The organism is Paenibacillus sp. alder61 (assembly GCF_020179875.1).
Classification (GTDB): Bacteria; Bacillota; Bacilli; order Paenibacillales; family Paenibacillaceae; genus Fontibacillus; species Fontibacillus faecis.
In genome coordinates this window covers 199,641-221,959 of record NZ_JAIUDG010000005.1, presented here as the reverse complement: position 1 = coordinate 221,959, position 22,319 = coordinate 199,641, and the positions used below count along the sequence as shown (strand labels likewise).

Genomic DNA, 22,319 nt, shown 5'->3' with positions numbered 1-22,319 from the left:
CGCAAAAAGAACCCCGGACGGATTCCAAAAGAATCAGCCGGGGTTCAACCCTCCCTTATTCAGCTACAACTTTACGCAAATTGAATCTCGCGGATCGCGACCGCTCCCGACAGAACCAGATACACGTCCTGCCGCCCGGCAACACCGTTCAGCTCGCAAGTGTACTCCTTCCACTCCCGGGAACCGCTAGCGTTCGCGTTCGAGTGCCACGCCAGCTTGCCCGCAAGCACTCCTTCCGGTGAGCCGAGGCGCACCTCGACGGCGGAGTCCGCCGCGCCCACTGCCGCGCGCACGCGCAGCGTCCCTGCGCCGCTTCCGAATTCCGCGTCCGCGAATGCGATCCATCCGCCGGTGCCTTTCAGCTCGACCGCGCTGCCGCCTTCCGCGCACTCCCCGATCCATACGCCTTCGTAGTCGTCGTAATTGATCGCTTGGGTCGGCTGCTTCAAATCACGCGGCGGGATCGTCTCGCCGTCCACCGTCAAGCCGGCCGACAGCGGCAGGTTCTCCGAGGATGCACCGGCCAGGAACGTGTAAGTGCCGCTTTCAACGCAATAGCGCTCGCGCGTCACGTCCCAAATCGCCAGCTGCGAAACCGGGACGGCGAATTCGACTTCGGCCGTCTCACCCGGCTGCAGCATCACCCGGCGGAACCCGAGCAGCTGCTTGCGCGGGCGTTTGACCCGGGATTGGTTCGCACTTCCGTAGATCTGCACGACTTCCTCACCCGCCAGCTTGCCGGTATTCGTGACGCGGCAGGTCAGGCGGACCTCCGCTTCCGGAAAGCCGGTCGCATCCAACCGCTCCTCGGCAAGACGAAGCCCGTCGTACCGAAACGTCGTGTAAGACAGACCATGGCCGAACGGATACAATACGTCGCCCTCAAAATACTGATAAGTTCTTCCGCCCTTGATGATGTCGTAGTCCATAAACTCCGGCAACTGGTCCACGGATCTGTACCAGGTCATATTCAGGCGGCCCGCCGGATTGGTATCGCCGAACAGTACGTCGGCCAGCGCATGGCCAAGCTCTTGTCCGGCATGGGACGTGTACAGAATCGCCGGCACGTTGGCGTCCGCCCAGTTCAGCGCGTACGGATAACTGCCGACCACGACGACGACCGTATTCGGGTTCGCCGCGTAAACTTCCCGGATCAGCTGCTCCTGCGATTCCGGCAGCGTAATATCCGGACGGTCGATCGTTTCCTTCCCGTTGATCAGCGGATGGTTCCCGACGAACACGACCGCCAGCTCGGCATCCGCCGCGGCTTCCTTCGCCGCTTGTAGCTTATCCGTCACGATCTCCAGTTCGAACTCGTCGGCGTGGATGACTTTGGCTTCCGCCCCGGAGACTTCGGCCGCTCCCGCGACATTGATCTCATTCGCCGTTTCCGCCGCCTGGCCGTCCCCGACCAGCAGTTCGCCCGTCGCTTCGTTCACCGTCACCGGGGTGCCGTTCCAGGTCGAGAACGTGACGCGATCCGGCGCATGTTCCTTCGGCTGCACCAGGAATACTTCCTTCGTGAACCACTCCCAAATCTGCTCGGCCGAGGCTTTGACGATCTTGTCATCCGTGGTCCAGTAGCGGCCGTTCTCTTCCGCGATCAGGGTATGGCTGCCCCAGCCCCAATCCGTCATCTCGAATACGGCGGCTTCTTCCGCCCGCTCGGCCGTGGCCGCCAGCGCCGCAGACTCGCCGGCCTGGATCACGACGTAGCGGCCGGTCTTCTTCGATTTCAGGCGGACGCGGTCCGTTCCGGCGGCAAACCGGGTCTCCGCCTGCTTGCCGGCCGCCGACAATTTCTCGCGGATGCCCTGCAGCGGCGTAATCGCGTAAGGCAGCGATCCGCTGTACCAGTCCCGGTAGACGATGTCGCCGAGCGGTCCGATCACGGCGACCTTACGCAGCGCGTCCGCCTGAAGCGGGAGCAGGCCGCGGTCGTTCTTCAGCAGCACGGCCGCTTTCGCGGCGGCTTCCCGCGACAGCTCCGCATGCTCGGGCCGCAAAATGACGGACTCGTCGATCGCCGCGTACGGATTGCCCTCTTCCGGATCGAACTCGCCGAGCCGGAAGCGAACGCGGAACGTGTTGCGCAGCGCGGTGTCCAGGTCGCTTTCCGCCAGCAGCCCTTCTTCGAGCGCTTCGCGCAGCGCCTGCTTGATCACGACCGAGTCGTCCGTAATGCTGTCGATGCCGCCCTCCTTGACGGAGCGGGCGACCGCTTCTTTGTACGTGTCGAGGTAGCCATGATCACGGACGGTCCCCGTCACATCAAAGGCGTCGCTTACGACAAAGCCGTCCATCCCCCACTCCTGCTTCACGATCGCTTTGACGTCCGGACTCAAATTGGCCGGCACGCCGTTGATGGCATTATAAGCCGTCATCATCGACTGGGCGCCGCCTTCTTTAAACGGAATTTCAAACGCTTTCAAGTAATATTCCCGCATGTTGCGCGGATCAATGCTGACCGAAGCGTCCCCCCGGCCCACCTCATTGTTGTTGGCGATAAAATGCTTCAACGTGGCAACCGCTTTCAAATAAACGGGGTGATCCCCTTGTATCCCCTGAATGAGTGCGGACGCCAGCTTCCCGGTCAGAATCGGGTCCTCTCCATAGGCTTCCTCCGTGCGTCCCCAGCGCGGATCGCGCTCCAGATCCACCGTCGGCGCCCACAGCGTCAAGCCGTTGATTTCGGGATTCCGCCGATAGAAGCCTCTGGCTTCGTCGCCGATCACGCTGCCGATCCGTTTCATCAGCTCCGTGTCCCAGGTACAGCCGAGACCGATCGGCTGCGGGAACCCGGTGGCCTCCCCAAGCCAGGCCATGCCGTGCGCCGCTTCCGTTCCGTGTTTATACGCTTTCACACCAAGCCGCTCGACAGCTGCCTGATACTGAACCATCAGTTCCACTTTTTCTTCCAAAGTAAAGCGGGAAACCAGATCATTTACCCGTTCCTCTAACGGTAAGGATGTATCTTGAAATGGATAGCCGGTTTGTGCTGACATCGTTATCATCTCCTTCAGGCGTATTTTAAGCCAGATCCGAATGGGGGGATACCCGTAAAATTAGAGGCGTTTTCATATAGAATTCATTGGTGTTGATTGGAGAAAAGATAGGTTTGGCAATACTGAGATCTATGCGCGAGAGGAGGTGAACCCGGTGGACGATCAGACCGAGAAAGCCAAGGAACGGCTCGAACAGGCGCGGGCCAAAGATTCGACCGATGAAGGGCGGAAAGGCGCGTTTATGACAAAAGACGCGTGGAACCAGGACGGCAATCCCGCCGCGGCCGAAGACGAATTCGGTCCCGAGATGGAGCAGGAGGCCCCGCCCACGCTCAACGGCAAACCGCTGTAAAGCGCTGTAAAGCGCACGAAAGAGGGGCATCCCGCCCCTTTTCCCCGTATTTTCACCTCCCCTTCCAAACCTCCTTCCCCGCCATGTTGACAAAATGAAAGCGACATTCTAAGATGTGGGGTAATCGTTTACGCTGTATGCAGCGTAAGAACTATTCCATCGTCTACGGAGGCAGCAGGAATGAAGCCAACCATTAAAGACGTCGCGTCCAAAGCCAACGTCTCTATTGCGACGGTGTCCCGAGTTTTGAACAATTTGCCCGGGTACTCCGATAAGACCAAGCAAAAAGTATATCAAGCCATTGAAGAGCTCGGGTATCAGCCGAACGCGATCGCCCGCGGTCTCATAAATAAACGTACCCATACCCTCGGCGTGATGTTTCCCAACGTTTCCAGCGATTTTTCTTCCGAGCTTCTGCGAGGGGTGGAGGATTTCGCACAGGATAACGGATATAGCGTGATCGTGTGCAATACGGATTTCGACGGCAAAAGAACGCTGAAATATTTGCAGGTCCTGCGGGAAAAGCAGATCGACGGGCTGATTTTTTCAAGTGAAGTGCTGAAACAAGCGTATTACGAAGTCCTGGAGGACATGCAAATTCCCGTCGTCCTGGTCTCCACCGAGAGCAAGTATCCCGTCCCGTATATCAAAGTCGATGACTTCCAGGCGTCCTTTGATGCCGTGGAGTACCTGATTCATTTGGGGCACCGAAACATCGCCCTGATCAGCGGGACAAAAAGCGATACCCTCGCCGGTATTCCAAGGGTGGAAGGATACAAGAAAGCCCTGGAGAAGCATGGAATTCCGCTAAATCCATCCTATATCGCCTACGGTGATTTCATGTTTGAGAAGGGCTGCGAGGCGATGGAGACTCTTTTGCACAACAACTCCGACTTTACCGCGGTTTTCGCCACCAGCGACGAGATGGCCGTGGCCGCCCTTGCGACCGCTGCCAAGCATGGCATCAAGGTCCCCGAGGATTTGTCCATTATGGGCTATGACGATCTGAAGCTGGCCCGGATGGTCGTCCCTCCCTTGACCACGGTTCGCCAGCCGCTGTACGACATGGGCACCATCGCCGCCCGGAAATTGATTCGGATGATCGAAACCGGAGAAAGGGAAGACAGCCAAATCATTGCTCATTCCATTGTGGAGCGACGGACGGTGAAACCTTTTCTATAGAAGACGGGGGCTGAGTTTCCTCGGCATAAGCGATACATCGGTCTACAAACTCCAATGCCTCTTGGGAAACCGGGTATAGCCCGGTTTCTTCGGCAGGCCGCTTGCGGACTTCCCAGAATTTCTCCTCCAGCTCGGCATCTCCCTGAAACGTTTCCTTCGTGAGATGTATGACATCACGGCCAATCTCATACCCTTCTTCCGATTCCGGAGGGATCCGGTGTTTCATGCACCGCTCGATTCGCCGCAGCAAAGCCATATACCGCCGGGTGGTCTCATTATTTTGGCTGATATTGGGGAGAGCCTCTTGCAGAAGCGCCTTTTCCTCCTCTTGAAAATAATCCGTCCATTTCTTCGCACCGGTCTGCGTCGACACTCGCACCAGTTGCGCCACCTGTTCCCAAGACAACGATTCTTCCAAATCGATCATATTGATTAGCGATGTGGTATTCGAAATGCTGGTTTGCAGTTTGGAGAGTTGCTCCTGCAAGTAATTATAATGCGAAACCAGAATTTGTTTATAAGTCAGCTTATCCAGCAAATCGCGCATGTCCTCCAAGGGGAGAGAGAGCGATTTGAGAATCATGATTTTCTCCAAATGAAACAAATCTTCTTCGGTATAGAGCCGGCGGCCGGAATCATCCTTAAAACTCGGCTTCAGGAGATCGATCTGATCATAGTAACGGAGCGTGCGAACCGAAATATTGCGCTGCTTAGCCACCTGGCCTGTCGTCCATCGTTTCATTTTTCTCCTCCTTCTGAAAAAAAGGCATTGAAGGTGACGTAACGTCATCCAATATGCTTAGTTTATAACATCCGCAGAAAGAGGGGAAAGAAGCAAATGAATGTCCAAAAAATAAGTTGGAAGGAACAGGATGCTTGGGGCCGGAAAGAATTTGTACTGCTAATGCTCCTTGAGTTTGGATTCGTCATAGGCTGCATTAAATTCGTCCTTCACCCCATGTATTCCCGGTGGCTGCATAATGATCTGTATGCCGGAACTTTAATGGGGCTGACCATAGCGGTTGTCCTTATTTTAGGGGTCTATGCGGTGGCCCTCCGCCCCAAAGGGCTCTCCTGGACGGAAGTGGGGCTGAAGCCGTTTGACCGGAAAAATTGGAAACTGATTGCTCTATCGAGTGTTGCCCTTTTGGTCGGTGCCGTGATCATTATGGAGCTTACCAGCTTTTTGGGGAATACGTATGAGAACAGCAAAACCGTGGCCTTACGGGAAAATACCACCTTCTTGGCGGTTCTCATCGCTTTCATCACCGGGGCCGTAATCTCGCCGCTTTACGAGGAGATCTTTTATCGAGGTTTTTTGTACCGCTGGCTGCGGACGCGGGTAGGTTTAACCGGCGCTCTGCTGCTAAGCGCATCGATCTTCACCCTTATTCACATTCCGACCTATAATGTCATGCCGGCGAATTTCTGGAGCGGCGTTATTTTTGCGTATGCCTACGAGCGTACGGGTTCCATCTGGCCTTCCGTGATCATTCACGGGGTAACCAATGGAATTATGGTTTTGTTGACGGTTATGGTGGGGTAGGGCGAAAAAGATGCAAATCTGCAGGTATTTTAGACCGGTAATCGAGCGGATGCGAAAAAAGATGCAAATCTGCAGGCATTTCTAGCGATTTCAGAGAAACGAGCCGGTTTCGTCGATAATTCCTGCAGATTTGCAGGAATTTTCAAATTTGGGGCCCGAACAAGAAAAAAACATGCAGATTTGCAGGAATTCGATGTTATCCAGGTTGTTGATGGGCACCAGCCCAAAAAAAAGCCTATTAGACAGAGGCTTGTCTAATAGGCTTTTGATTAATAGAACAAACAATCATTTTACGAGCCACCATGCTGTGTAAAAGCCGTCACTATTGTAGATGAGTTTTGAACCACATTACTTATGCTTGGATTAAAAATTATTAAGGATGCAAGTAAAGTCGCTACAATAACTAATTTTTTCTTCATACTAACAACGCACCTCACTAATTATATTTCTGTACTGTAAACACGTTTCTTCCGTGGCCATGTGTCTGGCCTGTTCAAAAAGCAACATAAACTTAATAATACTGCCTTCGTTATTAATCGATACTGAATTTCTCAGACCGGGTATAATATAATTAAAAGCATTACTGTAGTCTCTTTTACGCACATAGTAATTGGAAAACTCATACAAAAACTTGTCATAGTGGTCGGGGATTACCTGATACAGATAGAAATCCTTGGACTGACTCTCATAAGCTTCTATTTCCAAACTAAATTGTTGAAGGATATGATCCACATCAAGTTGGTATCTGTTAGCGGCAAACAGAATATTAAGTATACCCTGCAAGATCTCCTCCGGGTGTTCCCGGAGATAATCTACATATTCGGTGAGAACACTAATATCTCCTCCCAAAAGTTTATTAACATAGATATTAGCCTGCGACCACTTTTTGTACTGACTCAACCAGTGTTTGGTATCCTCGTCCGTTTCCCTCACCCAGCTTAAATCCGCGTATTCATAGGTGTATTGCAATGCCCCTTCATAGTCGTACCTCGAATCACAGGCATCCGCACATAACAGTTTTGCGTACGCAATGTAGACAAATAACGGCCTGCTTAGTTTGCTCTGTATTTCCTGGAATTCCCTATCAGACCTCTTATCACTATAATATATTATTTTTGCCTTATGTTCCATCTCTTTTGCTAATGTCTCCACCCGGTCCCATTCCCGCAGAGCGCGATACAAGTTAGCCAGATCCTTAAGCGCATCCAATTGCAGAATTTCGTCCAACCGGTCAACGAAGGGCTCAAATTGATGCGCATATTTTAGATTTCTCGCTTGATCTTCACCGATTCGAATTTTGAACAGCCTGTACTGACATAAGGCCAAACGCTCGGAATACTGCTTCTTCTCGCTCATCGCCACATTTTCATACAGGATTTCCGCTGCTTCGAAGTTGCCATTCTTAAATAGCTCTTCCGCCAGCTCAAATAAAGGGGTGGAATACATTAAATCATCCAACAGCAAATTTACGATTTGCCGAACACAATCCAACTTTCCCAGCGTAGCGCATTTATGAAGGAAGGGGCCAATTCGGCGCCAATCCGGGTTTATATCCTGCAAATATTCTTTGATATATCTTTCATAGAAATGTCCTTTAGGAAGTCCTAATACCTCTGTCATTCGATCCAGATGATCCACGGTTAGCGTCCGGTTTCCGTTGATCAGGTAGCTGACCGTTCCGACGTTTATCTCCAGCTTCTTGGCGAACTGGCTGATGTTCAAGTCATTCTGTCTGATGTATTGCGTAACTTCTGCAAGTATCGTAGATGAACTCAACCCAACCACCCCATATAAATTCTAATTAATAGCTTCAGGATTACATCTACAATATTGTATATGATGGTATTTTCTGTATATTAAAGACTATATCCTTTTTTTGTACTCCGGTCAATTTATTGAAGCCAAAGTTCCCTCGCAAGAAACAATTTTTGAGCGAGGGCGTTTATATATACAGGAAACTGAAACAACAACAGACTTTATAATGAGGTGAATGATGAAAATACTAGACGGCCTCTAGCTTCCCGTAAGGAGGTTAGAGAATACAATGAGCAGAAGTGTCAAGAAATCCCCCGTATGGACGGATCACCGTACTCCCGGTACGCGATGGAGTAAGCGACAGGCCAGCAAGGCCGTACGCCGATTTGCGGGCGATATTAAAAAAGGAAAGTGGTACCGAAAGGTGTATTGCTCCTGGAATATTTGCGACTATCGTTTTTTTAAAACGCGACAGCAGGCGATCGACGAATGGGAAACATCACCATGGCGTCAAAATCGCTATTTGACCCGGGCCGAAGTTATCCAAGATTGGGAAAGGGTATATAGAAGAAAATAAGCTCACGCGTCGGTAAGGGAAGCCCGGCGCTTGAGCTTTTTATTCTAGGATGTTCCGGAGCTCGGGATTGCAATCATACTTTATCTCATCCCTTATAGATGTGGGCAGGATGTGATTAGCGATCATGATCGCTACACAGCGCCTACGGCAAATAGAACATAAGCCTCTTTGGTACAACGCAATTAGAATCTTTTGACATGAAGGAGTCGGATTCTTCTCAAAGATCTCCAATATACTGAAGCCAACGGTATGAAACGAGTCCTTGTTACGTCTTTTAAATACAACGCGCTCCAATAACTGTAGATCGCTTTCTATAAAATTATGAATAAAAAGAACCAACGCTTCAATTTCGGTGCTTTGTTGACCCATAAGCTGGATAGCAAGCCTATGAATGCGCTCATCCTTCATATTATGAAGCGCACGAATAGCCGCCGATCGAATACGGGGATGCCTCGATTGTACCAATTCCATTATTTTTTGCGGGTCAAGCGGGAATGCCCTTTTACCAAATATAGTTAAATACACTTCGAGCTTTTTGAGACTTCTCTCTTTCAGCAGATCACGGGCCGCTCTCAATAAGTCTTCTTCCGAGGCCTTCATGCCCCATTTAAGATAAGAGTACAGGGGGCGCTTTAAGTTTTCCAGAGATACCTTCAGCTCATCATAGGACATGTCGTAAAGCGGCTTTGAGGACAAGTCCTCCTTTGATTCCCGGGTTGCCGAACGCAAAAAAGCCTGTATATTCGCATCTTTCCGGCTCCCCAATAACCTATTTACGTTGTCTTTTCCCAAGTGCTCATAAGCAAAATCCAAAAGAAATTTATCCGCGATATAGTCTGAGGACATGACTTCCTTACCGATTTGTTCCGCAATAAATATTAAGCCTTGTTCACCGCCAGCTTCAATAATCTCCTCCCCGCCAAGGAAATCATTCCAGTCTTCGCGGTAACGGAACGCATTTTTCATGGTCGCCAGAGCCGTCGGGTTGCCATTTAAAGCAAAAAGCTTTGCTAACCGAAACACCTGCAAGAAGTCCCAATCGTCTTCTTCAATATCGCTCTCCAACGTTCCGAGAATTCTTACTTGCAAGGAATCGGACGCATTGGATAGCTGCATGACCTCCCAGAGATAGCTCTCCCTGCTTACATCACATTGAGGATCGTAGGCCGTATTTTTTATGCAAGCCTCATATATAGCCTCAACGTACTTATCGGAAAGTTCCGGTGATTGCTTCAGATAAAGGATAATACTCCCCAGGCCTCGGGCTAAATCATGGCGAAATTGTTTGATATTCATAGACTCCCCCTAAAAGCAAAAACCCCTCTATTCCTTGTAATCGTCTTCATCCCAAATGGAATGTTCCCCGTACCCCAGAAACTCCCGTACCTCGAGCACTTCCTGGCCCTTGAGGATGATTTCAATTCCATCTTCATAATCCCATTCCATTCCGGCGGAAAGGACAGCTCCAAACCGGGGATCCTGTGGATCATAGGGATTTCTATAGATATGAATGTCGCTTATAGAAATAAAGGGTAAAATACTCCTCCCCTTGGCCTCCAACAATCCCTCGGCTCTCCCCAAATTGGGATAAGTCTCGGTCAGGACTTCATCTTTCCAGGCACACATCTTATCGCACAATTGATCAACCGCCTCATCAGGCAGGGCATTTAAACCATGTTCGATATATGACTCCGCTTCCTCTAGGCACATGTCCTCCTCTCTGAAATGATACTCCACTCGATCATTCGTCAAAGCAAACAGGCCAAAGCCTGAAATGGCCTCGCCATTTGGCGCGTAAATGTCTACCTCTTTTCCGACACTCTCTAAATGAAATTTGCTGATGATGGATATTCCCTCCCAAAAAGTTGATTTGCAGTGAGGTGCACGATAAGTATGAGGCTTCGCCCCCATAGGCATTCCTTTGGTATTTAGCCCAAGCCAATCTAGGTGCCTAGCTCATACTTCCAACACTTCAAATTGCAAAAAGATGCAAATCTGCAGGTATTTGAGCCGGTTCACGAGCAATATACGAAAAAAGATGCAAATCTGCAGGTATTTCTAGCGATTTTAGAGAAACGAGCCGGTTTCGTCGAAAATTCCTGCAGATTTGCAGGCATTTAGAAATTTTGGTCTCGAACAAGAAAAAAACATGCAGATTTGCAGGAATTCGTGATAATCAAGTCGTCTGATGGGGCATCCGTTACCGCAACCTCCCCTTTTGGCTTTGATGATTTCAGAACGGGCAGTGGTTACTTACTTTTCGACTGGACGAAGTTTTTTGCTCGGCTGCCACTTTCCCCATGCCTTAAGCTTCTGCTCAATAAGACCTCCATGCCAATAATCGACCTTAAATTGTTCCGCTTCCTTCTTGGCCGGGGCGGTCAAATCGGATGTAGTGACGAGCAAGGATAAAATACAGTCGTGGTTACGCTTGGCCGCCACCAGTTCCCGTACAGTCATCACCTGAACAAGATTATGGTCGGCATAACATTTGGCTTGGACTGCCGTTTTTTCGCCGCGACGGTTGATGATTACAAGATCCACCCCGCCGTCATTGCCACCTACGCCTACTTCTTTAACTGTATAGCCCTGATCCCGGAAATAAAGAGCAAGCAATCGCTCAAACTCCGCTCCCGATAAATCATCCAGTCGGCTTGTCAAAATAATCTCATCGGATCTAACTGATTTGCTTGAGCGTCTTGAAGACGGCGGGGTTGTTTTTTTTCGTGTTGTCGCGGGTTTCATCTGCTTTTTCTGATTACGTCTTTTCTTTGTCCACAACATACCGGCGATCTCTGCCACAAGAACGGAACCAACTACAATCCCGATGAAGAACCCCCAATGCAAACCAGGAAAACTAAAATACAGAGAAAATCCTCCAATAAGAATTAAGCCTCTTAGGATGCAGGCTATTTGCCTGCCTTCAGCCTTATAAGTTCTAGCCATGCCGATTTTTCATCCTTCCTGTTATGTATCCATTCCAATTTTCGACAATTATCCCTACTTTCCTCTTTTGAGGTAAAAGAAAAGTCCCGCTATGGCCTAACTCTTACTGAAATGTCCCGCAAATCCTGTTCATTCATAGCAGTGGATACGCTGGCCTATCAAAAAAAGAAGGGCTGAACCCAGCCCTTTAACTACATAAATACCCCATGGCTACGCGCTCTTTATCCGCAATCTCGAGCAAAAGCTTGGAAGCCTGGTTTAACTCCTGCTTGTTTCCCGTTCTACCCGCAAAGTCGATCAATGAAGAAACGTTAACCCACATTGGAGCGATTTCAGTAAACATCAGGTATGCCTGTTCTACTTTTGGGTCTCCAAACAGATCGACGCATTCTTTAAGAAAATCCCGATACAGATTTCGAAACAAAGCGCCGCCCGTTCCCGCTCTTTCCATCAATAACGCAGTCAAGCATAGATCATGCTCAAAATTTTTGCTGCGCGAAGGCCACTTCAGGATTTCTTTGCTCATTTTCACAATGCCTTTATTCCCGATATTGCGAATGGGCGGATTCAAGTAGTCTTGGGCATTCCGGGTTAAGGATGACCGGATGGCGGGGATAAGCGGTGGAAAGGTGCCGATCGGCTCGATCGTAAAGGAACGATTCCTGGAGCTCATGGGTCCCTTTGCGTTTCTAGCCATCGCCAAATGGGCCAAACTCGTCTTCACAAGTCCTCCCTGTTGTCTGGTATCCGCCATGTAGGCGTATTCGTCATCCATGCCATAAATCACTGCATAGTGGCCGGCGAAGTGCACTTTGTTCGTGAAATAATCCAAATAATAGGAGTCCAGCTTAAGCCCCACGGGAATTCCGCTTTCGATGAAGCTCCGTACGTTCCGCCACGCTTTTTCGACGGACGAGGTTTCTTGCGTCTTGACGGTGATGTTGAGCCGGGATGCTAGGCAAGCAGTGATTTCATCCGGCTTCACCCTTCCCCCAATAAAAGGAAAGTCCATTCCCTTCGAATCCCAATAAATGAAGCCCAACCCTTGCCCAAGACCAAATAACATCGGCTCCGATAGTCGGACTCCTGCAAATTGAAGTAAATTGCCCATGGTTGTCGTCTCGCAATGTTCCCCTTGAAAAGGGCTGAAGCCTTCAATGATCTTAGTCATGATCCCTCGTCTCCTCCAACAATTCGTTGATTATTTTTGCAACGAACGCTTGCTCGCTCTCGATAAGACTCATCGGATGAAGGAATAGCGCCCTTACGTACAGCGGTAATCGAATCGAGCCTTGCGATTCGTACTTCTGTCTTATATGTTGTAAAGCCTCCCCAAGCACAACCTGCCGTTTCCGCAAAGCTTCAATCGCTTCATCCTTATCGATAAAAGGTAAAGCGGCAAGCCCGAGATCGAATCGGTTATCGCGCTCTCGCGAAGAAGATAGGCCGTTGATGATTTCATTTCTCAGCGTTGCCATCCCGGCTTCCGTGATGACAAATCGGATCGGCATAGGTCCCTTGCCGGACTTCTCACCTGAATCCTCGGACTCGATCAATCCTTTATGGTTCAATTTCTTCAATCCAGCGTAAACCGAAGTCGTGCCGATATTCGCCCATTCCCGAAAGCCGCGTTGATCGATTAACTTGTTAATGTCGTAACCTGACGCTTGATTGCATTCCGCGATAAGTTGCAACAGCATAAATTCAACATTCGAAAGTTGGTTCATTGCGAGACCCCTCATAATTAATACTTCATATCTGTAATATAACATTAGTGTAATATAAGAGCAATCACGTCGCTTCCATATCGTGGACTTTATCATGGACTTATTTAGACGAGGATATTTGCTTGGAAAGGCCACAAGACATGTCCTGCCACAATCCTGTAAAATAAGAACTTAGAATATATACATAGGAGCGAATAAAAACCATGAGGAATCATTTTAAAGGCCTATTCCGCAAAAACGCCGAACCGCCGCAGCCGAGCGAATTTATCCAAACCGTCAACAAGCTGCTGGATGAGTATAAGGGCTTGTACCAAGGGGAGTTCCCCTATGTGCTTCATGAAAGATTATCGGAAAGCCAGGTGGAACAGTTTGAGGCGGCGGCCGGCACCCCGCTCCCGCAGGACTATCGGGATTTTCTGATCTATATTGGAGACGGAGCCGCCAAGAAGCGGCAATTTCCCTTATCCCTGTCTCATGCCAAGGCTTGCTTGGAATATTGCTTGCAGGAGGAAACGGAACCGGATTATATAAGCCGCCCTTTCAGCGCGGACAGCTGCAACCGGGCGTTTCATGAGGATTACGAGGATGGGGACAGCGACATGGATGAGGATGCGGCGGACGAGCACTATAACCGGCTCTATAGCGAAGCGCTGCAAGGGACGATTACCCTGCACCATGACGGATGCGGATATTATATCGTGATGATTGTTACCGGTGAATTGGCCGGTCAACTCTATTACATAGACACCTGTCATGGACAAGGTATACGTAAAGTCAGCGATTCCTTTGCCGAGTATTACCTGAAATGGCTGGAGCGCCGGATATTGGAGAGACGAGCGGAGCTGGAGCGGAATGATCCATTCGATTGCGTCATCACCAAGGTCAAGCTGGGCGGCAATGTGAGGGATTTGACGGTAAAAAAAGCGGAGCCCCCTTTTGAATTTCAGTTTGAGTATTTCTGTCCCGGCGATTTTGCCCTTGAAGGGGGACATACGGAGCTGACCCAGGTTCATGACCGATTGGTCGTCTCCTTGTATATGGAGGATAGGTCGTTTAGTCCTGTGGTGTACAAAAAGCTGGAGGAAAGCGCTAGTCCGGTAAGTCCGACAAGTCCGGCGCCACCCCAGACCGGTAACTCCTCCGGTCCGCCTATGAATCTCATCGGAGACCGGTCCGAGCATATCGTGATTGGCCAAGTCCGGAGATTATTCAAGTATGATACGGGCGAGCTCGCCTTCCCTTTGTATGTGGAGGGGCTGGAACAAGAAATTCTGATCCGGGGGCTGGACATTCCCGATTTGGCGGTAGGAGACCGACTGCAAATTCAAGGCAGATTGTGCGGAGAGGTGTATCGGATTCGACGCTAGGCCCGTTGAAAAGAAACGGGGGAACGAGCCCTGCTCGTCCCCCTCCTCTGCATTGAACAGGCGTAGGGAGAGACCCTGCCCCCTAACACCGTACATATTTTCGTTTAAATCCAAGCTTTCCCCGGTCCAAGGTCTTCTGTATGTTTTCGGAAGCCTTCAGGAAGCTGCTCTTTTTGTTGTCCTTCTTAAGTTCCACCGGTCCGACGGCCTTGGCGGTCTCGACCGCCTGATGGTGGAGCGGCAAATACGATACAGCTACGGTGTAGATAAAGTTGTTCATCGCGGACTTCGTTCGTTCGGGAGCCCCGTGAATCGTTTTTTCCACAGTTTCAAGCATATGGGCAAGTTTGCTCTCGGAAAATTCATCATCCGGCCGGCTTCCCAACAGCCAGCAGTAACAGCTCCACCCCGCCGACATTCTCAGCTCTTCGCCGCTGGCGATCCACTTGTCGGCCACTTCTTGGGCGATCTCCGTTTCCGCCAAGGTTACCGCCACCACATAATCGGACAGCATATAGAAATAAGCCCCGTCCATCCAGCGCTCAAAGTCCGCCTCCGTCATCGCCTTGGGATCGGCAATGATGCCGGCAAAATACATCGCGTCGTAATTCCCCGTCGCGTACAACTGCTCGGCCAACGGCTGGTTGATTTTGATTTTCCTGAAGAGAGGCTTCATCTCTCCGGTCGCCACGCCAAACAGCGGTTCACGGGCGCCATTGGATACGTACATTTTTTTGAGCCGTTCCTTGCCGAGCGCTTCGAGCTCCTGCATCACCGATTCCAGATCCATGGTTTGATCTCAAGCCTCCCTAGAATTCATTTGAGTCTTCATTAAGCTTACTACGCGGAGCACCCAAGGCTCAAGCTCGGATCAGGTCCAGAACTTAAGGGTAAACATGACACCGCCGTCCTTGTTCTCCACCTGGTATTCACACTCGTGCAGCTCCAGAATCCGTCTGACGATGGCGAGTCCGAGGCCCGTCCCACCGCTTTTGCGATCCCTCGACGGTTCTGCCCGGAAGAATCGCTCCCAAATTCGTTTCAGGTAAGCGTCGGGAAGCGCCTCGCCTTGGTTATGGATGGAGTAGACACAAGCCTCGCCTTCAGCCGAAACGCGGATCCGAATCGTGCTGCCCTCTTCGGCATGGCGGATGGCATTGGTCATCAAATTCATCACGACCTGTTCCATTTTGGCGGCATCCGCCATAATTTCCCGTTCTCCATCCCGAATGACCCGGGCGGTAAGCCTCTTTTCCCGCAACTGATAGACGAGCTTCTCCAGCATATCCTCCGTAAGTTCGCCGAGCAGGATCGGAGATTTGTAGAGTTTAACGGTAGGCGACTCCAGCCGCAGCAGATCCAGCATATCCTGAACGAGCCGCTCCATTTTCCCGCTTTCCTCCAGAATGACGCCGACATAATGATCCTGCCGCCCCGCGCTGATTCCGTCCCGCAGGCCTTCCGCGAATCCCCGCACAATGCTGATCGGCGTCTTGAGTTCATGCGAGGCGTTGGCGAAAAAGTCTTTCTGCAGCTGTTCCAGCTCCTTGTTCTGCTCGATCTCCCTCCTTAAGCGGGCATTCGTTTCATTCAGCTCGCCCAGCGTCCTCTCCAGCTTGCTGGACAATTCAAACAAGGTATTCGACAGGCTGCCCAATTCGTCTTTCCGTTGAACGGGCTGTCCCCCGGAAAAATTCAAATGCTTCATTTCCTCGGCGCGCTTGTTCAGCAGCAAAAGAGGACGCGTGAGCATGCGGGAATAAAAAATGGAAAGCAGCATGATCAATATGAAACCGCCGAGGCCCAGATACCCGTAGAACAGGCGCAGCGCGCTATTCGTCTCCTTGATTTCCTGCAGTGAGGTCACGAGAAACAGCACTTCAATCCCGCCGTTCCGGCTGAGCACCGGCTGCATGATAATCCCGTTGCGGCTTCCGGTCCACGGATCGGTCCACCTCTGCTCGATCGGCTCCATTTGCTTTAACCGTTCCGTATAGGCTGTCGACAGCGGGAAAAATTCGTCCATCGCCGAATACAGCACACCGAGACGTATCCCCGCTTTGCTAAGATTGGGGACGCTGATCTTCTCCACTTTGCCTCTCACCACATCGGATTCCGTCCCCCCCGCCTCGATCCTTCCGATTTCTTGGAAGGCGCCCGGATGGGTCCCGTCGATTTTTTTGAGATAATGCGGATAAAAGGTGACGCTGCCCGTACTCACGCTGCCAGCACCCTCGGCGAACTCTCCTCGCACTTCCACTTCTTGTCCGACCTTAATATTCATGCGCTTGAAATCCCGCCGGTAAGCACTGACGAAATAAGACAGCGAGACATCAATCACCTTGCCGTCTTCGCGGAGGATCCGCATCCGAAAAGGATCATTGATCGACACATTGCCCGCAAAATCCGTCAGCGCGAAGTCGGCTTCATTCTTGTGCATCTGCAGCCAGGTCTTCGAGTACGGTTCGCGGGCCGCTTCCGGGTCCTTTTGATATATGGACGCTAACGCCGTCGCCGCCCGTTCCAGCTTGTTCATCTTCCGATGCTCATAAAACTCGGGAAAAACCAGCAGCTGACACAGGAGCACGATCACATAAAAAAGAATAAAGATGACGGCCGTAGCGATAAAAAGCTTGGTCGTAACGCCGAACCGCTTCATGGCGCCTCCTCATAGATGTACCCGATGCCGAAAACGGTCCTGACGCAGTCTGCCGCCGGCCCCAGCTTGCTTCTCAGCTTCTTGATGTGCGTATCCACGACTCGGATATCCCCTTCGTAATCCGGCCCCCAAGTGTGGCTTAATATCGTTTCCCGCGGCATTACGATCCCCCGGTTGCGCAGCAGTAACTGGAGGAGTTCATACTCCTTGGGCGTCAGGTCGATCGACTCCCCCTCCCTTTCCAACCGCCGATTACGGATATGCAGCATCACGCCGCATCCCACCGGCGCATAGGGATTGGGCGTGAGTTGACCGTCAATCCGCCTCATCAGCACTTCCGCTTTCGAGACGAGCACTTTGGGGCTGAAAGGCTTCGTTACATAATCATCCGCCCCCAACTCATAACCTTCAATCTGACGCTCATCCCCGGACACCGCGGTCAGAATAATGATCGGGACCCCGGAACGCCGGCGAATCCGGCGGCACAATTCCCAGCCATCCATTTCGGGCATCATCAAGTCGAGTATCACCAGGTCCGGCACTTCCGTTTCGAACACGTAAAGGCCTTCTTCGCCATCCGCCGCCTGGCATACCTCCCAGTTTTGCGCAGCAAAATAATCCGAGATCAGCTCCCGGATGCGATGTTCGTCCTCAACAATCAATACTTTTCTCGTCAAAACCGCGCCTCCTTCCCGACGGCCCTTCATTTTTCGTTGGCAACGCCGTTGATTCTTAAATAAAGATACCAACTGTCCGTTAGTGTGCATACCCCAGAATTCTTCCCGCCATGATAAAAATCAAACACCAAACAAAGGCGCCGATGGACGCAAACAGACAGTATTTCCGCAGCGGCATTCGGCTTATTCCGCACAGGTAGCAGGTGACATGCCGAAGTCCGGGAATAAAATAGCCGATCACGATGGAGAAAGGGCCGTATTTATTCATCCATCTTTCGACCTTGGCGATCCGGTGCTGCTTTAACCCCACCCATCTCCCGAAACGGTCCAGAAAGGGACGTCCGGCTCTTTTGCCGATCAAGTAGCTGATGAGCATGCCGCTCAGCGCGCCGACAAAGCTAAAGAACAGCGCATAGGGCAGCTTCATTGTACCGATCAAGGTCAAATACCCGACCGCGGTCATCAGCAGTTCATCCGGTATAGGCAAGCCGACGATCCCCAGCGTTAAGAGAAAGAGTATAGCAACGTACCCGTAATCCGACAGAAATTGAAGCGCCGATGCCATCAGCAGTCCTCTGCCACTTCGGGCTTTATTTTTTTCAAACTGGGAAAAGAAATTCTGCTGACCATCAGCAAACTAAGCAGCAGCGTTCCGAACGCCACGAACAGCGGCGGCAAAGACACGCTCAACAGCAGAACGAGCAGAGCCGCCAGCGGGATCGGCATCCCGACAAAGCCCGGCATATGGCTCTGCGCAGCATTAAAGCGCGCTAGACGCAGGGCACCGCAGCAGACGTAAGCCAAGCAGCTGACCGCTCCCCATACGCGAATCTCTTGCAGCGAAGTGACGTAGGCCAGTGCGGCGGGTGCGATCCCGAAGGTGACAAGATCGGCCAGCGAATCCAGCTCCTTGCCCAGCTCCGAGACGGCATTCAGCTTTCTGGCGCAAAAACCGTCGAAAAAATCACAGAACAACCCCAGCAAAATCAGCATCATGGAGGCTGCGGTTTGGCCCTGATATACGAATAAAATAGCGGAAAAGCCCAACAATAAATTGCCCAGCGTCAATACGGACGGAAACACTTTTTTCATTATAAATCACTCCACATCATTCGGCTTGATCTCCGGCCTGTCCAATTTCTTCCGACCGTTTGACAAGTATAGACAAAAGTTGTGTTCTTCTTGTGTTTTCCGCGAGGCATGCAAAAAGCCCTTCTCCGTCAGAGGAAGAAAGGCCTCAATATTACTATAAAACACCTATTTCAAAAACTTCGGAGCCCGTCTACTTGCTGCGACTTACCCGAAAACCCTGATCGGGGCCAAAGCCGCTCGCTTCGAACTTGCCCCGGAAAGACAGCTCGCTGCTGCTAACGTCGCCGATCCAACCGCCGCCCTTCACCACGCGGAACGCACCGCCGCTGCTTGCCGAATCTTCTCCATACCAATCCCAGCACCATTCCCTGACATTGCCCGACATATCATAAAGTCCCAGCTCATTGGGTTTCTTGAGACCGACGGATCGGGGTTGGCTGTTGTTGCTTTCGATGCTGGACCAGTTCCAATCTCCGGATAGGTATCGCTCTCCGGCGTTCCGCCAATACCATGCCGCTTCCTCCGCCCGATCGCTTCCGCTGTAGGTGTAGCTTTTGCTCATCTGCCCCCCGCCGGCGGCATATTCCCACTCCGCTTCCGTCGGCAGCCGGTAACCGTTGGCCCCCTCATGGATCGTTACCGTCCATTTCAAAGGGTCGTATTCGCTCTTGTTGTTCGGGTCCTTCGTCTGCTTATCTATATCGTAAACCGGGGTTAACCCCTCTTTTAGACTCCTTTGATTGCAATACTCGATAACGTCGTACCAACTTACCATTTCCACCGGCAAATCGTCGCCTCTGAATTGGGAGGGATTGCTTCCCATAATCTCCACCCACTCTTGCTGCGTCACCTCATATTTGCCGATATAGAAGTCGGCAAGGGTTATATTTTTCCCATAGAAACTGGACTTTGTGTTTTTAAAAGCCCCGCCTTTGACGAAAACCAAGTCACCCTTCTTCTCGGCCGGTTTTTCCGATGAACAGGCGCTTATGACAACCAAGATGACCAGCAATGGAAAAATCAATAGCTTTCTCATCGATAGATCTCCTTTAGAACTAGGAATAGCCCTCTTTCCGCAGTATGTAGTTTAATAAGGCCGCCCGGCTGAGAGGCCGAAGCGGCCTCAGCAAAATGAACTTCTATCCGGTTACAGCGATTACCACACCGTTACGTTGGAGCTGCCGCTGCTTTGGTACCCCTCCGTCGCCAGCACCTGGTAAGCCCAACTGCTTCCCAAGTTCATGCCTTTACTTCTCCACGCGTTGACATGGTTGCCAAAAGTGATGGCCACGTTGCTTCCGGTCGGTCTTTTCGACTGCCGGACGCTCCAGAACTGTTGGAACGTCTGCGTTCCGTCAATCGAAGGTGCGTTGTATCGCATCGTCGTATAGATGTCATAAGTACCACCATCACTGGTCACGGTGCCTTTATATGTTCCGGTTGGTCTGTAAGTCCCCCAGCTGTCAACGACGTAATATTCGATCAGCGAGTTCCGCGTCCATCCATAAAGCGTCAAATACGCATTCCCGGACGGGGCCCAGACGCCGGCGTTATAGTTGATCGTTCGATTTGGCGATCCGTTGGCCCAGCCTTTACCGACCACAAAATTCCCGGTATTTTGCCATGTCACACTGTAATTGCCGCCCGATCCGTTGACCGCGTTCACGGTCCCGCCGCCGTCGGTCCAATTTTGCCAATACGTATTCGCGCTGGCGGTAACCGAAAACAAGCTAAGACTCATGGCAGCCGCCATAAAAGTTGCCAGAACTTTCTTTTTAAACTTGAACATGCATTGTACCTCCTGAAATGTTTTGGTCTTCCCCCTGGCGTCTCCAGGGAGTAACTAACACGCACTGTCACCTCCTTTTACTTGAAATGTATAGGAAGGAAGCGCATACATTAAACTTCACAAATTAAAGGTGTTATCACCTAATATTTTACAATTGGCTGTTTGGAGTGATCTGGTCGCATGGGGGAAAAGTATAAAAAAGAGCTATCCAATGGATAGCCCTGCATGCGTATAACGCATAGTTCTTAATTGTCCCCGCTATTTGTCTTTCGGCAATACTTCCACCGCTATCTCCGCCCACTTCATCGAGCCGTACGGCGAAGTCATTCCCCCGACGAACACGTCCGGACTAAGTATATTAATCAAATAATTGCCAGGCTCATTGATCGTGACCGACCCGTTAAACTCCTTATTCTCGTTCATCTGAACGAGTGTTTTCTCGCCGCTTGTTTGATAGTCTCCATGCTGAAACTTCGTCAATTGAAATCCAAGAACCTGACTCTGAATATATTCCGTTATGACAGATCCGCTAATCTCTATGGCTTCTCCAGCCTGTACCCGCAGGTAGCCTTGTGTTGGCTTATTGAACACAATATCTTTCTTATACTCATCATAAACATATCGGATAGGAATCAAGGACGGATCCTTAACGATCCGATGGACGACGATGTCTGCAGATGGATTGTCATTGGAATGAACCTGCAGCGGATTCGGTCCTGGACGGAGATCAACGGTAAATTCAACCCGGCTAAACTCACGATTTCCCATTTTAATCGACTTGTCGATGGTCTCTGGCCCTTTTAAAACACTAACGGCGGTCATGCCGCCAAATCCCATGCTATGCATTAAATAAACGTCTCCGTACCCTTTTTCGACCAATGAACTGAACGTAATACGCCCCGCTTCTGTCGTATAGACAGGGTGCAGGACCTTCGCTGACATCTCATTCCACGTCAACTGCAAAGTTCCCCGGCTCCACTTGTAGTTGATGTTCATCTTCGGCAACATTGAAACCGGAATGTACAGCGTATTGTTTTTCATAAACGGCGGCAGAATTTTCTGGGCATCCTCAAGCACGGTAAGTTTGCCGTTCCCTTCAATATATAGCTTGGAGCTGTTAGCCCTGAAATGAAGGTTAGAAAAGGTGGTCGGATGACCTGGACTAAAATCGACCCAATAACTATTCGTTTTTGTACTTTTCATGATCTTTCCCACATGCGCTAGCTCCAGCCATTTGATCGGTAAGTAAAGGTTGCCGTTCTTCCTAAGCAGCGGAGATGCCTTGAAGGACTCCGAATCCAAGGTGATGGTGGACTTGTTCAATTTTGCTGATATTTTGTGCGGGTTCACTTGAAACACGGCTGCGTCACTTTCCATGATCGGCAGCTCGGATTTCGCTGCCTGCGCAGAGCCAACCTGTAACGGAAAAGCAACAGAAGCAAGCAACCCGGCACATAGCCATAATATCGTAATCATTCGTCGCACGACGCGATCACCACTTTCCATTTTTTTGTATAGACGTGCAATGTTGAAAAATGTTGTGGTGCAACTGAAATAGGAAAGAGCGCTCAAGAACATAAGCCCCTTGACTTTCCCATTGTAGGATAGTTTATGATCGCTTTGCATAACCAATAAGGGAGTGAAA

20 protein-coding genes are annotated in these 22,319 nt (G+C 50.7%); 4 read left to right on the top strand and 16 right to left on the bottom strand.

Going from position 1 to position 22,319, the window contains the following annotated elements; translation table 11 throughout:
* Nucleotides 1-71: 71 nt before the first annotated feature.
* On the bottom strand, nucleotides 72-3,005 hold the full coding sequence (locus LBW89_RS07315) for a glycoside hydrolase family 3 protein (RefSeq protein WP_225038868.1): 2,934 nt from the start codon (nucleotides 3,003-3,005) through the stop codon (nucleotides 72-74).
* A gap of 154 nt (nucleotides 3,006-3,159) precedes the next feature.
* Between LBW89_RS07315 and LBW89_RS07310 the strand changes: the two genes are divergently transcribed.
* Nucleotides 3,160-3,357, top strand: a complete 198-nt coding sequence (locus tag LBW89_RS07310) for a hypothetical protein (RefSeq protein ID WP_225038867.1) — start codon at nucleotides 3,160-3,162, stop codon at nucleotides 3,355-3,357.
* Nucleotides 3,358-3,537: 180 nt separating this feature from the next.
* Nucleotides 3,538-4,539: a LacI family DNA-binding transcriptional regulator gene (locus tag LBW89_RS07305; RefSeq protein WP_148456546.1), complete on the top strand. Its 1,002-nt coding sequence runs from the start codon at nucleotides 3,538-3,540 to the stop codon at nucleotides 4,537-4,539.
* Here LBW89_RS07305 and LBW89_RS07300 read toward each other — a convergent pair.
* Complete coding sequence (locus tag LBW89_RS07300; protein ID WP_225038866.1) at nucleotides 4,490-5,281, bottom strand: MerR family transcriptional regulator; 792 nt, start codon at nucleotides 5,279-5,281, stop codon at nucleotides 4,490-4,492. The genes LBW89_RS07305 and LBW89_RS07300 overlap by 50 nt on opposite strands.
* Nucleotides 5,282-5,377: 96 nt before the next feature.
* On the opposite strand from LBW89_RS07300, the gene LBW89_RS07295 reads away from it, so the two are divergent.
* Nucleotides 5,378-6,085: a CPBP family intramembrane glutamic endopeptidase gene (locus tag LBW89_RS07295; protein ID WP_225038865.1), complete on the top strand. Its 708-nt coding sequence runs from the start codon at nucleotides 5,378-5,380 to the stop codon at nucleotides 6,083-6,085.
* Nucleotides 6,086-6,505: 420 nt separating this feature from the next.
* Here the strand turns inward: LBW89_RS07295 and LBW89_RS07290 are convergent, their stop codons facing one another.
* The 6 genes from LBW89_RS07290 to LBW89_RS07265 form a co-directional block, all read right to left on the bottom strand.
* Nucleotides 6,506-7,861, bottom strand: coding sequence for a helix-turn-helix domain-containing protein (locus LBW89_RS07290; protein ID WP_263639055.1), 1,356 nt, complete (start codon nucleotides 7,859-7,861; stop codon nucleotides 6,506-6,508).
* Between the two features lie 595 nt (nucleotides 7,862-8,456).
* Nucleotides 8,457-9,713, bottom strand: coding sequence for a hypothetical protein (locus LBW89_RS07285; RefSeq protein WP_225038863.1), 1,257 nt, complete (start codon nucleotides 9,711-9,713; stop codon nucleotides 8,457-8,459).
* A 27-nt stretch (nucleotides 9,714-9,740) separates the two neighbouring features.
* On the bottom strand, nucleotides 9,741-10,328 hold the full coding sequence (locus tag LBW89_RS07280; RefSeq protein ID WP_225038862.1) for a DUF6985 domain-containing protein: 588 nt from the start codon (nucleotides 10,326-10,328) through the stop codon (nucleotides 9,741-9,743).
* A 342-nt stretch (nucleotides 10,329-10,670) separates the two neighbouring features.
* Nucleotides 10,671-11,363, bottom strand: a complete 693-nt coding sequence (locus LBW89_RS07275) for a restriction endonuclease (RefSeq protein WP_225038861.1) — start codon at nucleotides 11,361-11,363, stop codon at nucleotides 10,671-10,673.
* 187 nt (nucleotides 11,364-11,550) lie between these two features.
* Nucleotides 11,551-12,534 (bottom strand): BtrH N-terminal domain-containing protein, encoded by a 984-nt coding sequence (locus LBW89_RS07270; RefSeq protein WP_148456532.1) that lies wholly within the window; start codon nucleotides 12,532-12,534, stop codon nucleotides 11,551-11,553.
* A complete protein-coding gene (locus tag LBW89_RS07265) occupies nucleotides 12,527-13,090 on the bottom strand; it encodes a PadR family transcriptional regulator (protein WP_225038860.1) in 564 nt (187 codons plus the stop codon). The genes LBW89_RS07270 and LBW89_RS07265 overlap by 8 nt, the downstream gene beginning before the upstream one ends.
* A gap of 203 nt (nucleotides 13,091-13,293) precedes the next feature.
* Here LBW89_RS07265 and LBW89_RS07260 point away from each other — a divergent pair, with 203 nt between their 5' ends.
* The gene (locus tag LBW89_RS07260) at nucleotides 13,294-14,457 is read left to right on the top strand and encodes an SMI1/KNR4 family protein (protein WP_225038859.1); all 1,164 of its coding nucleotides are present in this window, start codon (nucleotides 13,294-13,296) and stop codon (nucleotides 14,455-14,457) included.
* An 82-nt stretch (nucleotides 14,458-14,539) separates the two neighbouring features.
* Here LBW89_RS07260 and LBW89_RS07255 read toward each other — a convergent pair whose 3' ends face one another.
* The 8 genes from LBW89_RS07255 to LBW89_RS07220 all read right to left on the bottom strand — a co-directional run bounded on the left by LBW89_RS07255 (nucleotide 14,540) and on the right by LBW89_RS07220 (nucleotide 22,246).
* The gene (locus LBW89_RS07255) at nucleotides 14,540-15,247 is read right to left on the bottom strand and encodes a DNA alkylation repair protein (protein WP_225038858.1); all 708 of its coding nucleotides are present in this window, start codon (nucleotides 15,245-15,247) and stop codon (nucleotides 14,540-14,542) included.
* A gap of 81 nt (nucleotides 15,248-15,328) precedes the next feature.
* On the bottom strand, nucleotides 15,329-17,116 hold the full coding sequence (locus LBW89_RS07250; protein ID WP_225038857.1) for a sensor histidine kinase: 1,788 nt from the start codon (nucleotides 17,114-17,116) through the stop codon (nucleotides 15,329-15,331).
* Nucleotides 17,113-17,793: a response regulator transcription factor gene (locus LBW89_RS07245; RefSeq protein WP_148456523.1), complete on the bottom strand. Its 681-nt coding sequence runs from the start codon at nucleotides 17,791-17,793 to the stop codon at nucleotides 17,113-17,115. Before LBW89_RS07245 ends, LBW89_RS07250 begins: the two co-directional genes overlap by 4 nt.
* 79 nt (nucleotides 17,794-17,872) lie before the next feature.
* Complete coding sequence (locus LBW89_RS07240) at nucleotides 17,873-18,358, bottom strand: DedA family protein (protein ID WP_148456520.1); 486 nt, start codon at nucleotides 18,356-18,358, stop codon at nucleotides 17,873-17,875.
* Nucleotides 18,358-18,885 (bottom strand): CDP-diacylglycerol--serine O-phosphatidyltransferase, encoded by a 528-nt coding sequence (pssA, locus tag LBW89_RS07235; RefSeq protein WP_148456518.1) that lies wholly within the window; start codon nucleotides 18,883-18,885, stop codon nucleotides 18,358-18,360. The genes LBW89_RS07240 and pssA overlap by 1 nt, the downstream gene beginning before the upstream one ends.
* A gap of 190 nt (nucleotides 18,886-19,075) precedes the next feature.
* Nucleotides 19,076-19,921 carry a formylglycine-generating enzyme family protein gene (locus LBW89_RS07230; RefSeq protein ID WP_225038856.1) on the bottom strand — a complete coding sequence of 282 codons (846 nt, stop codon included), beginning with the start codon at nucleotides 19,919-19,921 and terminating at the stop codon, nucleotides 19,076-19,078.
* 120 nt (nucleotides 19,922-20,041) lie between these two features.
* Complete coding sequence (locus LBW89_RS07225) at nucleotides 20,042-20,674, bottom strand: glycoside hydrolase family 11 protein (protein ID WP_148456513.1); 633 nt, start codon at nucleotides 20,672-20,674, stop codon at nucleotides 20,042-20,044.
* Between the two features lie 258 nt (nucleotides 20,675-20,932).
* On the bottom strand, nucleotides 20,933-22,246 hold the full coding sequence (locus tag LBW89_RS07220) for a hypothetical protein (RefSeq protein ID WP_225038855.1): 1,314 nt from the start codon (nucleotides 22,244-22,246) through the stop codon (nucleotides 20,933-20,935).
* Nucleotides 22,247-22,319: the final 73 nt, after the last annotated feature.

Excerpts from the sequence above, each read along its gene's own strand:
- LBW89_RS07315 (WP_225038868.1), bottom strand. The coding sequence starts at position 3,005 with ATGTCAGCACAAACCGGCTATCCATTTCAAGATACATCCTTACCGTTA.
- LBW89_RS07305 (WP_148456546.1), top strand. The coding sequence starts at position 3,538 with ATGAAGCCAACCATTAAAGACGTCGCGTCCAAAGCCAACGTCTCTATT.
- LBW89_RS07300 (WP_225038866.1), bottom strand. The coding sequence starts at position 5,281 with ATGAAACGATGGACGACAGGCCAGGTGGCTAAGCAGCGCAATATTTCG.
- LBW89_RS07295 (WP_225038865.1), top strand. The coding sequence starts at position 5,378 with ATGAATGTCCAAAAAATAAGTTGGAAGGAACAGGATGCTTGGGGCCGG.
- LBW89_RS07285 (WP_225038863.1), bottom strand. The coding sequence starts at position 9,713 with ATGAATATCAAACAATTTCGCCATGATTTAGCCCGAGGCCTGGGGAGT.
- LBW89_RS07280 (WP_225038862.1), bottom strand. The coding sequence starts at position 10,328 with ATGGGGGCGAAGCCTCATACTTATCGTGCACCTCACTGCAAATCAACT.
- LBW89_RS07275 (WP_225038861.1), bottom strand. The coding sequence starts at position 11,363 with ATGGCTAGAACTTATAAGGCTGAAGGCAGGCAAATAGCCTGCATCCTA.
- LBW89_RS07270 (WP_148456532.1), bottom strand. The coding sequence starts at position 12,534 with ATGACTAAGATCATTGAAGGCTTCAGCCCTTTTCAAGGGGAACATTGC.
- LBW89_RS07265 (WP_225038860.1), bottom strand. The coding sequence starts at position 13,090 with ATGAACCAACTTTCGAATGTTGAATTTATGCTGTTGCAACTTATCGCG.
- LBW89_RS07260 (WP_225038859.1), top strand. The coding sequence starts at position 13,294 with ATGAGGAATCATTTTAAAGGCCTATTCCGCAAAAACGCCGAACCGCCG.
- LBW89_RS07255 (WP_225038858.1), bottom strand. The coding sequence starts at position 15,247 with ATGGATCTGGAATCGGTGATGCAGGAGCTCGAAGCGCTCGGCAAGGAA.
- LBW89_RS07250 (WP_225038857.1), bottom strand. The coding sequence starts at position 17,116 with ATGAAGCGGTTCGGCGTTACGACCAAGCTTTTTATCGCTACGGCCGTC.
- LBW89_RS07240 (WP_148456520.1), bottom strand. The coding sequence starts at position 18,358 with ATGGCATCGGCGCTTCAATTTCTGTCGGATTACGGGTACGTTGCTATA.
- pssA (WP_148456518.1), bottom strand. The coding sequence starts at position 18,885 with ATGAAAAAAGTGTTTCCGTCCGTATTGACGCTGGGCAATTTATTGTTG.
- LBW89_RS07230 (WP_225038856.1), bottom strand. The coding sequence starts at position 19,921 with ATGAGAAAGCTATTGATTTTTCCATTGCTGGTCATCTTGGTTGTCATA.
- LBW89_RS07225 (WP_148456513.1), bottom strand. The coding sequence starts at position 20,674 with ATGTTCAAGTTTAAAAAGAAAGTTCTGGCAACTTTTATGGCGGCTGCC.